Raw genomic sequence first — 14,440 nt, 5'->3', positions numbered from 1 at the left:
CTGCGGTTGCGAAGTCACAAGCCGGGCGGAACGCCAAGCCTTGTCCAGATCATCAGAAACTCTAGGGATATTATCAAAGAACCGCGTTCCCGGTTCGCCCGGAAGCCCGGAATATTCTCTCAAAATTTTCTGAACGGCGAGCACGGTAGCCTAGCCGCCGCGCCAAACGGGCCGCAGCGCCGCGGTTGAGCTGACGAACGCACTTTCCCGTAGTGTCCCGGTTGCGATCTGGCCGGTCTGCTGGCGCATTCCGCTCTGAATCCCTATATGCCTAGAGGAAAGCACAGGAGATTTCATGATAGCCAAATACACAACCGCTGAAGAAATGGCTCAAACCGTAGGCGTTGAGCCGACAGCATTCCGTGAAGCGCTACGCAGTGCTAAGTTTCCCCGTAAACGCGGCACTGACTGGGAAGTGACAATCGGCGGCCCGGCATACTCAGGAATGCGTACCGTCCTAGCATCTCTCATACGGCGCAAGGCGGCCTGATTCCGACCGGTCCAAAAGGTCACATGTTCTTTTCAATCGCGCCGCTTTTCCATAGGAGTTTGGCTAGGATCGCGACAAGCGCGGCGTCTAATTTCAAACTGAGACACTACCCACTTTCCCGCTTGACTGCGTGGTGGCACGGAATAGTTTAGGCTGAAAATACCGGCCCTGATCGCCGGGCGGCAAGAATGCCTCGTATGCCTCGCCCTCCGGCGGTGGCTGCGGGGCATTGTTATTTTGGGGATCTGTTTGAAACGGCGTATCGAGATCGGCATCCTCTATTCCCGCTCGGGAAGCTATCAGCTCGTCTCCGATGCGTGCCGGATGGGCGCCATGCGCGCCATCGCCGACATCAATGCCGACCGCGGCTCGGGTATCGAACTGGTGCCCGTCGAGCGTGACCCACAGAGCAATGCCGATCGCTACGCGACGCTGTGCGAGGACATCTTCAAGACCAGCAGCGCCCGCCACGTGGTCGGCTGCGTCACCTCCTGGAGCCGCAAGGAGACCATTCCGGTGCTGGAAAAAGCCGGCGGCATGCTCTGGTACGCCTGCCCCTATGAAGGCTTCGAGGCCAACGAGCACGTCGTCTACATGCACGCTTGTCCAAACCAGCATCTGGTGCCGCTGATGGCCCATGTCGTGCCCCGCTTCGGCGCCAACGGCTTCCTGCTCGGCTCGAACTACATCTGGGGCTGGGAGATGAACCGCGTTGCGCGCGACCTGATCGCGGATGCCGGCGGCAAGGTCTTGGGCGAGCGCTATCTTCGTATCGGCGAGACCGACGTGTCACGGCTGATCGCCGAGATCCGGGCGACGCGGCCGAACTTCGTCCTCAACAACCTGATCGGCACCTCCTCCTACGCCTTCCTGGCGGCCTACCGCGACCTGGGCGTTGAGGACCCGGCCTTCAGCCCCGAGGTGTGCCCGATCATCTCCTGCAACCTCACCGAGGGTGAGCTGCCGGCGATCGGCGAAACCGGCAAGGGGCATTTGTCGGTCGGGCCGTATTTCGCGCCTCGCCCGGCGGCCTTCGCCTCGTCTTTCGAGGCCTCCGCCTATGCCTCCGTGCAAGTGATGGCCGACGTGCTCTCGCGTGATCCCGACGCCGGTCCGGCGGAATTTTCCAAGGCCTTCGCCGAACGGCGCTTCTCCACCCGGCTCGGCCCGATTGCTATCGACGCTCATTCCCAGCACGCAACGCTGCCGGTAATCATCGGCCGGATCGCCGACGGCTTCTTCGAGGTCGTCAGCCGGCAGCACGAGGTCGCGCCCGATCCGTACCTGTCACGCTACGACCCCGCCACGACATTCGGCCGGCCGCGCCTGAGGGTGGTGTCGTGACCAGGCCATCGCGCATCCCGAATCTCGGCGGCGCCAGGGCATTCATCCTGCATCGCCCGCACCCGACCGTGCAGGCCATCACCAGGCAGTTGTCCGCCATCGGCCTGGTCACCGTCGACTGCTGGCCCGAACTGCCGCCTGAAGCGCTGGCCGCCGATTTCGTGTTCTTCGACGCCGATCTCGGTTTCGACGAGCAATTCCCGTGGAAGGCCGGCGAGGCGCCGATGCCGCTGGTGGCGCTGATCGGTTCGGAGGCGCCCGGCCGCATCGAATGGGCTCTCTCGCACAAGGCCGATGCGCAGCTCCTGAAGCCGGTCGGCACTGCCGGCGTCTACAGCGCGCTGCTGATCGCAAGGCAGAGTTTCGAGGCGCGAAAACATTTGGCCGGCGAGATCGCCTCGCTGCGTCAGCGTGTCGCCGAGCGCCAGACCATCGTGCGCGCCGTCGCGGCACTGTCGAAAGGCGCCGACGACGATCGCGCCTACGCGCAGCTGCGCTCGCTGGCGATGAGCTGGCAGATCAGTGTCGAGGATGCGGCGCGCCGCATCGTGGCAATGACCAATGAGGAAGTAACGGGTGAGGAAGGCGGCGATGACCACTCCTATCGCGCCTGACCTCCCGGCGGCCGCACGCATGCCGGTCAAGTCGCGCGCCGGCGTCTGGCGCCGGCTGGTCAAACGCCGCCTGGCGCTGCTCGGTCTGTTCATCGTCGCCATCGTCCTTGCCGGCGCGATCCTCGCGCCATGGCTGACCGGCTATGACCCGAATGAGCAGATGTTCGACGGGCTGACGTTGGAAGGCTCGCCCTTGCCGCCTGACGCAAAATTCTGGCTGGGCACCGATCTGCTCGGCCGCGACCTGTTGACCCGCATTCTCTACGGCGCCCGCACCTCGCTGATCATCGGCATCGCCGCCAATGGCGTGGCGCTGTTGATCGGCACGCTAGTCGGCGTCACGGCGGGTTATTTCCGCGGCTGGATCGGCAGCGCTCTCATGCGCTTCACCGATCTGATGATGGCGTTTCCGGCGCTGCTGCTCGCCATTTGCCTGGCGGCAGTGTTCGAGCCAAGTCTCTGGATCGTCGCTCTGGTCATCGCGCTGGTCAACTGGGTGCAGACCGCGCGCGTCATCTACACCGAAACCTCTTCGCTCGCCGAACGCGAGTTCATCGATGCCGAACGCACCATCGGGGCGAGCGCGCCGCGCATCCTGTTTCGCCACATCCTGCCGCATCTTCTGCCCACCATCATCGTCTGGGGCACGCTCGGCATCTCCACCACGGTGCTGCTGGAAGCGACGCTCTCCTTCCTCGGCATCGGCGTGCAGCCGCCGACGGCCTCCTGGGGCAACATCATCTTCGAGAACCAGACCTACTTCCAGGCGGCACCCTGGCTGGTGTTCTTCCCGGGTGCGGCGATCCTGGCGCTGGCGCTGGCCTTCAACCTGATCGGCGACGCGCTGCGCGATATCCTCGATCCGACGCAAAGGGGCCGGGCATGATCTCCTATCTCGGCCGCCGCCTGATCCAGTCGCTGCTCATCCTGCTCGGCGTCTCGCTGATCACCTTCGCGCTGCTTTATTTGCTGCCTGCCGACCCGGTGCGCCAGATCGCCGGCCGCAGCGCCACGCCGCAGACGGTCGAGAACATCCGCCAGCAGCTCGGCCTCGACCAGCCCTTCGTCGTCCAGTACTGGCACTATCTCACGAAGCTCGCCAGCGGCGATCTCGGCCGCTCCTACATCCAGCGCTCCGAGGTCACCGAGCTTATCGTCTCGCGGCTGCCGGCGAGCCTGCTCCTGATGGTCGGCGCCATCCTGTGCGAATTGCTGATCGGGCTCAGCATGGGCCTGATCGCCGCCGTCAAGCGCGGCACCGCCACCGACCAGACGCTGATGGTCGCCTCCTTCGTCGGCGTCTCGGCGCCGCAATTCGTCGTCGGCCTGCTTTTGCTCTACGTGTTCGCCGTGCGGCTGGGCTGGTTCCCGATCGGCGGCTACGGCACCTGGCGCCATCTGGTGCTGCCCTCGCTCACCATGGGCATACTCGGCGCCGGCTGGTACGCGCGCATGATGCGCTCCTCGATGATCGACGTGCTGCGCCAGGATTATGTGCGCACCGCCCGCGCCAAGGGCCTGGCCCGCCGCGCCATCCTGTTCCGCCATGCGCTCCCCAACGCCATCCTGCCGGTCATCGCCATGATCGGCATCGACATCGGCATCTTCATGGGCGGCATCGTGGTGGTCGAAAGCGTGTTCGGCTGGCCAGGCATCGGCCAGCTCGCCTGGCAGGCGATCCAGCGCGTCGACATTCCGATCATCATGGGCGTCACGCTGGTGTCGGCCTTCGCCATCGTGCTCGGCAATCTCTTGGCCGACATCATCGCCCCGTTCATCGATCCCCGCATCAAGCTCAGATGAAACCAGAAAACCAACAGAGAAAGGGAACATAACAATGAAAAAGCTTCTCGCATCAACCGTGGCCGCATCGGCGCTGGCGCTGATGCTCGGCATGACGAGCGTCCGCGCCGAGGACGCCGTCGACCCCAACGCCAAGCAGGGCGGCGCCATCACCATCACCTACAAGGACGATGTCGCGACCCTCGATCCGGCGATCGGCTATGACTGGCAGAACTGGTCGATGATCAAGAGCCTGTTCGACGGGCTGATGGACTACGAGCCGGGCACCACCAATCTCAAGCCCGACCTCGCCGAAAGCTACGAGATCTCGCCCGACGGCAAGACCTTCACCTTCAAGCTGCGCCATGGTGTGAAATTCCACAATGGCCGCGAAATGACCGCCGAGGACGTGAAATACTCGCTCGACCGCGTCACCAATCCGAAGACGCAGAGCCCCGGCGCCGGATTCTTCGGCTCGATCAAGGGCTATGACGATGTCGCCGCCGGCAAGGCCGAAAGCCTGTCCGGCGTCACCGTCGTCGATCCCTATACCGTCAAGTTCGAGCTGACCCGGCCCGACGCCACCTTCCTGCATGTCATGGCCATCAACTTCTCGCATGTCGTGCCGAAGGAAGAGGTCGAGAAATACGGCGCCGATTTCGGCAAGCATCCGGTCGGCACCGGCGCCTTCAAGCTCGCCGAGTGGACGCTCGGCCAGCGCATCGTCTTCGAGCGCAACGCGGACTACTGGCACAAGGGACTGCCGCATCTGGACAAGATCACCTTCGAGATCGGCCAAGAGCCGATCGTGGCGCTGCTGCGCCTTCAGAAGGGCGAGATCGACGTGCCCGGCGATGGCATTCCGCCGGCCAAGTTCCAGGAGGTGATGGCCGATCCCGAGCAGAAGGCGCGCGTCGTCGAGGGCGGGCAGCTGCACACCGGCTACGTCACCATGAACACCACCATGGCGCCGTTCGACAATGTGAAGGTGCGCCAGGCGGTCAACATGGCGATCAACAAGGCGCGTGTCGTCCAGATCATCAACAACCGTGCCGTGCCGGCCAACCAGCCGCTGCCGCCCTCGATGCCGGGCTACGACAAGGCGTACAAGGGCTATCCCTATGACGTCGCCAAAGCCAAGGCGCTGCTGGCCGAAGCCGGCCATCCCGACGGCTTCGAGACGCAGCTTTTCGCCATGAACACCGATCCCAATCCGCGCATCGCGCAGGCGATCCAGCAGGACCTCGCGGCGATCGGCATCAAGGCCAGCATCCAGTCGCTCGCCCAGGCAAACGTCATCGCCGCCGGCGGCGACAAGGCCGGCGCGCCGATGATCTGGTCGGGCGGCATGGCCTGGATCGCCGACTTCCCGGACCCATCGAACTTCTACGGTCCGATCCTCGGCTGTGCTGGCGCGGTGCCTGGCGGCTGGAACTGGTCGTGGTATTGCAACAAGGACCTCGACGCCAAGGCGGCCGAGGCCGACTCGGTGGTCGACCCGGCTAAAGCCGCCGAGCGCGACAAGATGTGGAGCGCCATCTACGACAAGGTGATGGAGGACGCGCCCTGGGCGCCGGTCTTCAACGAGCAGCGCTTCACCATGAAGTCCGCGCGCATGGGCGGCGCCGACAACCTCTATGTCGACCCGGTCCATATCCCGATCAACTACGACAATGTGTACGTAAAAGATGTGCAATAACTGCGACTACACCATCCACGGACGCCATCACCATTTCGGCTGGGACAATTCCTTTGCCCCGGCGCAGCGCGTGGCGCCCGGCTCGACCATCGAGTTTCAGTGCCTCGATTCCTCCGGTGGCCAGCTCAAGCCCGACAGCACCGTCGCCGACATCGCCAAGCTCGACTTCGCCGGGATCAACCCTGTCACCGGGCCGATCTTCGTCGAGGGCGCCGAGCCGGGCGACGCGCTGAAGGTGACGATCGAGATGTTCAAACCGTCCGGCTTCGGCTGGACGGCGAACATTCCAGGTTTCGGCCTGCTCGCCGACGACTTCAAGCAGCCGGCGCTCAACATCTGGAAATACGATGCCGCCTCGCTGGAGCCGGCCTTGTTCGGCAAGAACGGCCGCGTGCCGCTGAAACCCTTCGCCGGCACCATCGGCAACGCGCCGGGCGAGATGGGCCATCACTCGGTGGTGCCGCCCCGCCGCGTCGGCGGCAATCTGGACATTCGCGACCTCGCCGCCGGCACAACGCTCTATCTGCCGGTGGACGTGGCCGGCGCGCTGTTTTCGGTCGGCGACACGCATGCCGCGCAGGGCGATGGCGAGGTCTGCGGCACGGCGATCGAAAGCCCGATGGACGTCGTGCTCAAGCTCGACCTTGTCAAGGACGCCAGGCTGAAGATGCCGCGCTTCACCACGCCCGGCCCGGTGACGCGCCACCTCGACACCAAGGGTTACGAGGTGACCACGGGCATCGGCCCGGACCTGATGACCGGCGCGAAAGAGGCGGTCGCCCAGATGATCGACCTGCTCGCCGGCCGTTACCAGATCGATCCGGTCGAGGCCTATATGCTGGCCTCGGTCTGTGGCGATCTCAGGATCAGCGAGATCGTCGACATGCCGAACTGGGTGGTGTCGTTCTACTTCCCGCGCTGCGTGTTCGAATGATGTTCGGTCGGCGCTGCACCCCCACCCCGCTGCTTCGCAGCGACCCTCGCCACAAGGGGGAGGGTAAAAAACCGGCGCCCTACCTCCCCCTTGTGGGGAGGTCGGACCGAAGGTCCGGGTGGGGGGCGCCACAGAATAAATCCCTTGCAGGTTTGCGTCTGCAATGACCTCAGCCACCGAAACAATTCTCGACATCGCCAATCTCTCCGTCTCCGTGCGTGGCGAGGACGGCGAGCGCGACGTCGTCTCCAACCTCTCTCTGACGCTTTCACGCGGCGAGACGCTCTGCATCGCCGGCGAATCCGGCTCCGGCAAATCGATGACCGCGCTGGCGATCATGCAACTACTGCCGCAGCCCGCCGCGCGCATATCTTCGGGCACGATCCGCCTTCTTGGCGGGGATGCGGGCGACACCGATCTCACAGCGCTCGACGAGCGCCGGATGCGCCGCATCCGCGGCGACCGCGTCGCCATGATCTTTCAGGAGCCGATGACCTCGCTGAACCCGGTGCTGCCGATCGGCCGCCAGCTCACCGAATCCATCGAGGCGCACACCAGCCCCTCGCCCGCCGAGGCCCGAAGCCGCGCCATCGAGGCGTTGAAGGCAGTGCGCATTTCGGAAGCCGAAAGCCGGCTGAAACAGTTTCCGCATGAGCTGTCCGGCGGCATGCGCCAGCGGGTGATGATCGCCATGGCGCTGGCGCTCGAGCCGGACGTGCTGATCGCCGACGAGCCGACGACTGCGCTCGACGTCACCGTGCAGGGCGAGATTCTGGAACTGCTGCGCGACCTGCAGCGCCAGCACGGCACCAGCGTCATCCTCATCACTCACGACATGGGCGTGGTCGCCGAAATGGCCGACCGCGTCATCATCATGCGGCATGGCCGCATGGTCGAGGAAGGCAAGACATCGGACATTTTTGCTCGCCCGCGAGCCGACTACACGCGCGAGCTGCTCGCCGCCGTGCCGCGCATCGGCACTGGCGCCGGCCGCCAGAAATCGAAAGAGATTGCCGAGCCGGCTGCGCCGGCAAACGTCGCCGATGTCACCGATCTGCATGTCCGGTTCGACCTGCGTGGCGGCTTCTTCGGGCGCGTCAACCGGCGCGTCCATGCCGTCGAAGGCGTCAGCTTTTCGATCGCGCCCAACGAGACGCTGGCGCTGGTCGGCGAATCCGGCTGCGGCAAGTCGACCACCGCCAAGGCGCTGGCCGGACTGGTGCCTTATACCGGCGACATCGTCATCGGCGGACGCAACCTGTTGGGCCTCGGCCGCGACCAGCGCAAGGCGGTGCGCCGCGACGTGCAGATGATTTTTCAGGACCCCTACGCTTCGCTCGACCCGCGCATGCGCGTCGGCGATCTCGTTGCCGAGCCGCTGGTCATCCATGGCGTCGCCTCGAAGGAGGAGCGCAGGGACCGGGTGGCGGCTTTGTTCGAGCGGGTCGGCCTGTCGGCCGACCAGATGGAGCTCTATCCCCACGAATTCTCCGGCGGCCAGCGCCAGCGTGTCTGCATCGCCCGCGCCCTGGCGCTAAGGCCGAAGCTGATCATCGCCGACGAAAGCGTTTCGGCCCTCGACGTTTCCGTGCAGGCGCGCGTGCTCGACCTGTTGAAGGAATTGCAGCGCGAATTCGGCGCCGCCTACCTCTTCATCTCCCATGATATGGCCGTAGTCGAAAACATCTCCGACCGCGTCGCCGTCATGTATCTCGGCCAGATCGTCGAGATGGGCACGCGCGACCAGGTTTTCTCCAACCCGCGCCACCCTTACACCAGGCGGCTGATCGAAGCCGTGCCGGTGCCCGATCCGGCGAAGCGCAGGAGCCGGTTCGCAAGGCTGGACCAAGAGATTCCGAGTGCGACGCGGAGGCTGGGCGAGAGCCCGCAGAGGCTGGCGCTGAGCGATGTCGGAGGCGGTCACCTGGTGGCGGGGTGAGGGTATGCTGCTCATGTGGGGCGGCGCCGACGCTTCCTGTGGCAACTGCAGCCGTATCCGGGCCGCGACGGCTGTCCCGATCCCATCAATACCCAAGCGCCATTCCGTCCTTGCGTGGGTCCGACGCCCCGGTCAGCGTTCCCTTTTCCCAGTCGATCAGCACCGCTTGGCCGCCGCCGAGCGGGTGGTGCGGCTGGGTGATGGCATGGCCGCGCCGGCGCAGGCCTTCGATTGCCTCTGCAGGCACATGACGCTCGGCCTCCACCATGCCGTCATTGTAGAACACCCGTGGCGCGTCGAGCGCCTGCTGCGGGTCCATGCCGAAGTCGAGCATGTTGGTCAAAAGATGGACATGGCCGAACGGCTGGTAGCCGCCGCCCATGACGCCGAACGGCATCACCACGCGGCCGTTTCGCGTCGCCATGCCGGGCATGATCGTGTGCATCGGCCGCTTGCCGGGCGCGATGGCGTTCGGATGCGCCGGGTCGAGGCGGAAGCTCGAGCCGCGGTTCTGCAGCACCACGCCGGTCTTCGGGCCGACGACGCCGCTGCCGAAGGAATAATAGGTCGAGTTGATGAAGGAGACCGCGTTGCGGTCGCGGTCGACGATGGAGATGTAGACCGTGTCGCTGCCGGGCAGCTGCACATCCGGCAGGTGCGTCATGGCACGCTGGCGGTCGATCTCGGCGCGCAGCCGCTCGGCATAGGCGGCCGACAGAAGCTCTTTTACCGGCACCGGCACCTGGTCCTGGTCGCCGAGGAAACGGTCGCGGTCGCGGTAGGCCAACCGCCCCGCTTCGATCTCCAAGTGCAGGCGCTCGGCGCCGTCGGGGTCGAGCTCGCCGAGCCTGAGCCCGGACAGCACATTCAGCATCACGAGCGCCGTCAGCCCCTGATTGTTCGGCGGCATCTGGTGGATCTCGTGGCCGCCATAGGAGACGCTGACCGGCGCTACATAATCGCCCTTGGTCGAAGCGAAATCCTCAAGCGAATGCAGTCCGCCCAACGCCTTGAGCCGGCTCACAATGTCGTCGGCGACGGCGCCTTCATAGAACCCGGCGCGGCCATGCCTGGCAATGATGCGTAAGGTGGCGGCAAGCTCCGGCTGCCGGTGCACGTCGCCGGCCCTGGGCGCCTCGCCGCCCGGCAGGAAAATGCGCGCGGCGTGCTCGTCGGCCGACAGGTCGGTCTCCGGTTCGGCCCAGTCGAAGGCGACGCGGTCATGCACGACATAGCCGTTCTCGGCATAGTTGATCGCCGGCGCCAACACCTCTGCAAGGTCCTTGCTGCCATGGTCTTCCAGCAGCCTGCACCAGGCGTCGATCGCGCCGGGCACGGTCACGGCATGCGGTCCCTGTTTGGGAAGTTCGCTGAAGCCTTTGTCGCGATACCAGTCCACGGTCGCCTTGGTGGGCGCCCGGCCGGAGCCATTGAAGGCCAGCACGTTTCCCTGCCCCGCGGGGCAATAGAGGACAAAGCAGTCGCCGCCTATACCGGTCGATTGCGGCTCGACCACGCCCTGCACGGCGGCGGCGCAGACAGCGGCGTCCATGGCATTGCCGCCGGCGCGCAGCATGTCGATGGCTGCAAGCGTCGAAAGCGGATGCGAGGTCGCGGCGATCGCTTCGGTGGCGCGGACCGGCGAGCGGCCGGGAAACTGGAAATCACGCATTCTGTCCGAATATCTCCTGGTCACTTGAAGCCAATTGGTCCGGTGAAATCAATGCCGCCTGCCGAAGATCTGCGCCACCGACAAGAGCACGACCGACAGCACGATCAGGCAGGTCGAGATGGCAGCGATCGTCGGGTCGATCTGGTCGCGCAGGGCGTTGAACATGCGGCGCGTCAAGGTCGTCGTCTCGCCGCCCGATATGAACAGCGAAACCACCACTTCGTCGAAGGAGGTGATGAAGGCAAACAGCGCGCCCGAAACGATCGAGAAGCGGATCTGCGGCATGGTCACCTGCCAGAAGGCGGCGACGCGTCCGGCGCCGAGGCTGCGCGCCACGCGCTCCTGGTTCATGTCATAGGAGCGCAAGCCGGACAGCACCGTCAGCACCACCAGCGGCAGCGCCTGCACCGTATGCGCGATGACCAGGCCGGTCAGCGTGTTGTTGAGCCCGATGCGCGCATAGAGGAAGAAGGTGCCGATGCCGATCAAGATCACCGGCACGATCAGCGACGCGGTCATCAGCGCGTTGATGGTGCCGTTGAAGCGCAGGGTGCCCCGGTTGATGGCATAGGCGGCGGCCGTGCCGAGCGGCGTCGCCACCAGCGCGGTCATAACGGCCACCTTGACCGAGACCACCGTCGCGTCGCGCCACTCCAGCGACTGGAAGTAGGTCTGGTACCAACGCAGCGACCATTGCTGCGGCGGAAACTGCAGCAGCGTCGAATCCGAAAACGACATGATGACGATGATGACCGACGGCGCGATCAGGAACAGCAGCACGAGGCCGCCCAGCGCATAGAGCCACAGACGTTGCCGGTGCGAGATCGGCAGGCCGACATCTCCACTCATCGCGAACTCCACACACCTGTGGCGCGCGCGCCGAGCAGCCACTGGAACAGGCCGAGCAGCGCCAGCGTGACCACGAGCAGCACGACGCCGAGCGCCGCGCCGGCGCCCCAGTTGGAATAGAGGCTGGTGGTCTGTTCCATGCGCATCGCCCACATGACGACCTTGCCGCCGCCCATCAGCGCCGGGGTGACGAAAAAGCCGAGACACAGCACGAAAACGATGACCACGCCGGAGGCGAGGCCAGGCAGCGACAGCGGAAAGAAGATCTGGCGGAAGGTGGCGACCGGGCCGGCGCCCAGGTTCATCCCGGCGCGCAGGCAGTCGGTGTCGATGGTCTTCATCGAGGCGTAGAGCGGCAGCACCAGGAACGGCAGCAATATATGCGTCATGCCGATGACGACGCCGGAAAAATTGTTGGCCAGCGGCAGCGGCTGGCTGATGACGCCGAGGTCGATCAGCCAGCTGTTGATCAGCCCCTTGCGCTGCAGGATCACCAGCCAGGCATAGGTGCGCACCAGCACCGATGTCCAGAACGGCAGGATGACGAAGATCAGGCAGATCGACGCCGCCCGGCGCGGCAGTTGCGACAGCATATAGGCCAAGGGATAGCCCAGCAGCACGCAGGCGGCGGTGACGATGAAGGCGACCTTGAAGGTGGTGAGGAAGGTCTTGATATAGGAGGCCTGCTCGAAGAAGCGCGCATAGTTGGCGGCGCTCAAGACGCCGACCTCGTCGAACAGCGACAGCCAGAACAGCCAGCCGATCGGCACGATGATGATGGCAAAGACGAGGAACAGGCTTGGCGACAGCAGCGCCAGCAGCCGAAACTGCTCGCGCCGCGCATCGGCGCGCAACGCATGCGCGTTCAGGTCCTGGGTCATGGCGCCAATTGCCTCGTCCATCGTGGCGGTTTGCACGCTCATCAGTCCGCCGCCACCAGGATCGTATCCTGCGCATCGAGGCCAAGCGCGATCGGCTGCCCGGCGGCCGGCAACCTGGCCAGCACGTCGCTGCGGCAATAGTCGCGCAATGTCAGCTGCCTGCCGTCGCGCAGCACGGCGTAGCAGACGAAGCTGTCGCCCTGATAAATCACGTCACTGAGCGTCGCGCTGAGCACGTTGACGCCCTTGGCCGGCTCTGCATTTGACAGCAGCCGCAGCTTTTCCGGCCGCACCACCATCAGCTGCTGGCCCGATGCCGGCGCCGGCGCCGCGGTGTGGATTTGCCTGTCCTCGTACCAGACCGAACCGGAGCGGCATTCGACGGGAATGAAATTCGATTCCCCGATGAAGCCGGCGACGAACCGGGTGCGCGGCGCGGCGTAGAGAATTTCGGGCTTGTCGAGCTGCTCGATGCGCCCGGCATTCATGACGGCGATACGATCCGACATGGTGATCGCCTCGCGCTGGTCGTGCGTGACATAGACAGTCGTCATGCCAAGCCGCCGATGCAGGGCGCGCAGTTCGATCTGCATGTGCTCGCGCAGGCCCTTGTCCAACGCCGACAGCGGCTCGTCCATCAGCACGATGCGCGGCTCGAACACGATGGCGCGCGCCAGCGCCACGCGCTGGCGCTGGCCACCGGAGAGCTGGTCGACGCGCCGTTCGCCGAGGCCCTGCAACTTCACCAGCTCCAGCGCTTTCTCGACGCGTTCCACCGTCTCGGCGGCCGGAACGCGGCGCTGCTTCAGCGGAAAGGCGATGTTGTGGAAGACGTTCATATGCGGGAACAGGGCATAGTTCTGGAACACCATGCCGATATTGCGCCTGTGCGGCGGCGTGGTGATGATCTCCTCGTCGCCGACCTTGATTGAGCCGGCATTGGCCCTGACGAATCCCGCCAGGATCATCAGCAGCGTCGTCTTTCCGGAGCCGGAAGGGCCGAGCAACGTCAGGAATTCGCCGGCCGCGACGTCGAGATTGAGGTCGCGCAGCACCGATACGGAGCCAAAACGTTTCTCTATCGCGCGCATGCCGATCGGCAGCGCGGATGGCGCAATGGACAAGATTGTTTTCTCCTAGGCAGGACTCCAAGAAGCAGGGCCAGGCGGCCCCGCAATGTCAGGGTTTCCGGTCTATTGCTGGATCAGATTGTTGAACTTCTCCGTCGCCTCGACGAGGTTGTCGCGCCAGAACTCGGCGTCCTGCAGCACCTGCTTCTTGACGTTCTCAGGCGACGAGTTGATGTCCTTGATCCGCTCCGGCGGGATCTTCCCGGTCTCGAACGCCTTCTCGTTGACCGGTCCGTTGTCGACATAAAGCGGCAGATTGGCCTGCAATTGCGGACTGACGAACATCGCCAGCGCCTTCATCGCGACCTCCTTGTTCTTGGCGCCCTTGGGAATGACCATGCAGTCGGCGGTGAGTACGCCCTGGTCGAAGGAGAAGCTGACCGGCGCGCCTTCCTTCTTCAAGGTGCCGGCGCGGCCGTTCCAGATGCTTGCCATGTCGACCTCGCCGTCCTTCACCAGTTGCATGGCCTGCGCGCCGGAAGTCCACCAGGCATCGACATGGCCACGGATCTTGTCGACCGATTTCAGCGCGCCGTCGATGTCGACAGGATAGACCTTGTCGATCGGAATGCCTTCGGCGAGGGCTGCAACGCTAAGCGTCTCCGTCGCCTGGCTGCTGCTCAGTGCGCGCCGTCCGGGAAACTTCTCCACATTCCAGAAGTCGGCCCAGGTCTTGGGGCCTTTGTCACCGAATACGTCGGTCCGGTAGACGAGTACCACGGAGGTGTAGGAGATGCCGACCCAGTCGTCATGCACGAGCTTGGGATTGATGCCGCTCTTGTCGATGAGGTTGTAGTCGAGCTTTTCGAAAAGCCCTTCCTTCGAGCCGCGCGCGCATTCGTCGGCGCCGAGCTCGGTGATGTCCCACTTCACCGCGTTGCCTGTCACCTGCAGGCGCACGTCATCGAGGCCGTTGGTGGTGTCTTCCTTGATGGTGATGCCGAGCGCATCGGCGGTCGGCTTGAAGAAGGCCTTGGCCTGCGCCTCCTGATAGGTGCCGCCCCATGAGGCGACGGTAATGGTGTCGCCTGCCGCGGCGGGCGCCGTGACCGTTGCCATAAGGCCCGCTATGGCAACGACGCTAATGCCTTTGGTGCTGTTCATTT

At 64.8% G+C, this 14,440-nt stretch carries 12 protein-coding genes; 7 read left to right on the top strand and 5 right to left on the bottom strand.

The window, feature by feature from the left end:
• The first annotated feature begins 739 nt into the window (after positions 1 to 739).
• From LB547_RS15980 to LB547_RS15950, 7 genes are all read left to right on the top strand, one after another.
• On the top strand, positions 740 to 1,834 hold the full coding sequence (locus tag LB547_RS15980; protein ID WP_140763019.1) for a transporter substrate-binding protein: 1,095 nt from the start codon (positions 740 to 742) through the stop codon (positions 1,832 to 1,834).
• Positions 1,831 to 2,448 carry an ANTAR domain-containing response regulator gene (locus LB547_RS15975; protein ID WP_140491561.1) on the top strand — a complete coding sequence of 206 codons (618 nt, stop codon included), beginning with the start codon at positions 1,831 to 1,833 and terminating at the stop codon, positions 2,446 to 2,448. The genes LB547_RS15980 and LB547_RS15975 overlap by 4 nt, the downstream gene beginning before the upstream one ends.
• Positions 2,426 to 3,334 carry an ABC transporter permease gene (locus tag LB547_RS15970; RefSeq protein WP_140554661.1) on the top strand — a complete coding sequence of 303 codons (909 nt, stop codon included), beginning with the start codon at positions 2,426 to 2,428 and terminating at the stop codon, positions 3,332 to 3,334. The genes LB547_RS15975 and LB547_RS15970 overlap by 23 nt, the downstream gene beginning before the upstream one ends.
• The gene (locus LB547_RS15965) at positions 3,331 to 4,251 is read left to right on the top strand and encodes an ABC transporter permease (RefSeq protein ID WP_140625241.1); all 921 of its coding nucleotides are present in this window, start codon (positions 3,331 to 3,333) and stop codon (positions 4,249 to 4,251) included. Before LB547_RS15970 ends, LB547_RS15965 begins: the two co-directional genes overlap by 4 nt.
• Positions 4,252 to 4,285: 34 nt before the next feature.
• The gene (locus LB547_RS15960; protein ID WP_140514253.1) at positions 4,286 to 5,929 is read left to right on the top strand and encodes an ABC transporter substrate-binding protein; all 1,644 of its coding nucleotides are present in this window, start codon (positions 4,286 to 4,288) and stop codon (positions 5,927 to 5,929) included.
• Positions 5,919 to 6,863: an acetamidase/formamidase family protein gene (locus LB547_RS15955; RefSeq protein ID WP_140763016.1), complete on the top strand. Its 945-nt coding sequence runs from the start codon at positions 5,919 to 5,921 to the stop codon at positions 6,861 to 6,863. The genes LB547_RS15960 and LB547_RS15955 overlap by 11 nt, the downstream gene beginning before the upstream one ends.
• Before the next feature lie 163 nt (positions 6,864 to 7,026).
• Entirely contained in the window at positions 7,027 to 8,802 is a 1,776-nt protein-coding gene (locus LB547_RS15950) for an ABC transporter ATP-binding protein (RefSeq protein ID WP_140763013.1), read from the top strand.
• Between the two features lie 85 nt (positions 8,803 to 8,887).
• On the opposite strand, the gene ggt is transcribed toward LB547_RS15950, so the two are convergent.
• From ggt to LB547_RS15925, 5 genes are all read right to left on the bottom strand, one after another.
• Positions 8,888 to 10,474 carry a gamma-glutamyltransferase gene (gene ggt / locus LB547_RS15945; RefSeq protein WP_140763010.1) on the bottom strand — a complete coding sequence of 529 codons (1,587 nt, stop codon included), beginning with the start codon at positions 10,472 to 10,474 and terminating at the stop codon, positions 8,888 to 8,890.
• Between the two features lie 48 nt (positions 10,475 to 10,522).
• On the bottom strand, positions 10,523 to 11,323 hold the full coding sequence (locus tag LB547_RS15940) for an ABC transporter permease (protein WP_140491547.1): 801 nt from the start codon (positions 11,321 to 11,323) through the stop codon (positions 10,523 to 10,525).
• Positions 11,320 to 12,246: an ABC transporter permease gene (locus tag LB547_RS15935; protein WP_140625237.1), complete on the bottom strand. Its 927-nt coding sequence runs from the start codon at positions 12,244 to 12,246 to the stop codon at positions 11,320 to 11,322. Before LB547_RS15935 ends, LB547_RS15940 begins: the two co-directional genes overlap by 4 nt.
• Complete coding sequence (locus LB547_RS15930) at positions 12,246 to 13,328, bottom strand: ABC transporter ATP-binding protein (RefSeq protein WP_140763007.1); 1,083 nt, start codon at positions 13,326 to 13,328, stop codon at positions 12,246 to 12,248. The genes LB547_RS15935 and LB547_RS15930 overlap by 1 nt, the downstream gene beginning before the upstream one ends.
• Positions 13,329 to 13,397: 69 nt before the next feature.
• On the bottom strand, positions 13,398 to 14,438 hold the full coding sequence (locus LB547_RS15925) for an ABC transporter substrate-binding protein (RefSeq protein ID WP_140514265.1): 1,041 nt from the start codon (positions 14,436 to 14,438) through the stop codon (positions 13,398 to 13,400).
• Positions 14,439 to 14,440: the final 2 nt, after the last annotated feature.

The organism is Mesorhizobium sp. B264B1B (assembly GCF_020165765.1).
Classification (GTDB): Bacteria; Pseudomonadota; Alphaproteobacteria; order Rhizobiales; family Rhizobiaceae; genus Mesorhizobium.
This window is presented reverse-complemented; position numbering and strand designations above follow the sequence as displayed.

Coding starts and splice junctions, on each gene's coding strand:
- LB547_RS15970 (WP_140554661.1), top strand. CDS start 2,426: ATGACCACTCCTATCGCGCCTGACCTCCCGGCGGCCGCACGCATGCCG.
- LB547_RS15965 (WP_140625241.1), top strand. CDS start 3,331: ATGATCTCCTATCTCGGCCGCCGCCTGATCCAGTCGCTGCTCATCCTG.
- LB547_RS15960 (WP_140514253.1), top strand. CDS start 4,286: ATGAAAAAGCTTCTCGCATCAACCGTGGCCGCATCGGCGCTGGCGCTG.
- LB547_RS15955 (WP_140763016.1), top strand. CDS start 5,919: ATGTGCAATAACTGCGACTACACCATCCACGGACGCCATCACCATTTC.
- LB547_RS15950 (WP_140763013.1), top strand. CDS start 7,027: ATGACCTCAGCCACCGAAACAATTCTCGACATCGCCAATCTCTCCGTC.
- ggt (WP_140763010.1), bottom strand. CDS start 10,474: ATGCGTGATTTCCAGTTTCCCGGCCGCTCGCCGGTCCGCGCCACCGAA.
- LB547_RS15940 (WP_140491547.1), bottom strand. CDS start 11,323: ATGAGTGGAGATGTCGGCCTGCCGATCTCGCACCGGCAACGTCTGTGG.
- LB547_RS15935 (WP_140625237.1), bottom strand. CDS start 12,246: ATGAGCGTGCAAACCGCCACGATGGACGAGGCAATTGGCGCCATGACC.
- LB547_RS15925 (WP_140514265.1), bottom strand. CDS start 14,438: ATGAACAGCACCAAAGGCATTAGCGTCGTTGCCATAGCGGGCCTTATG.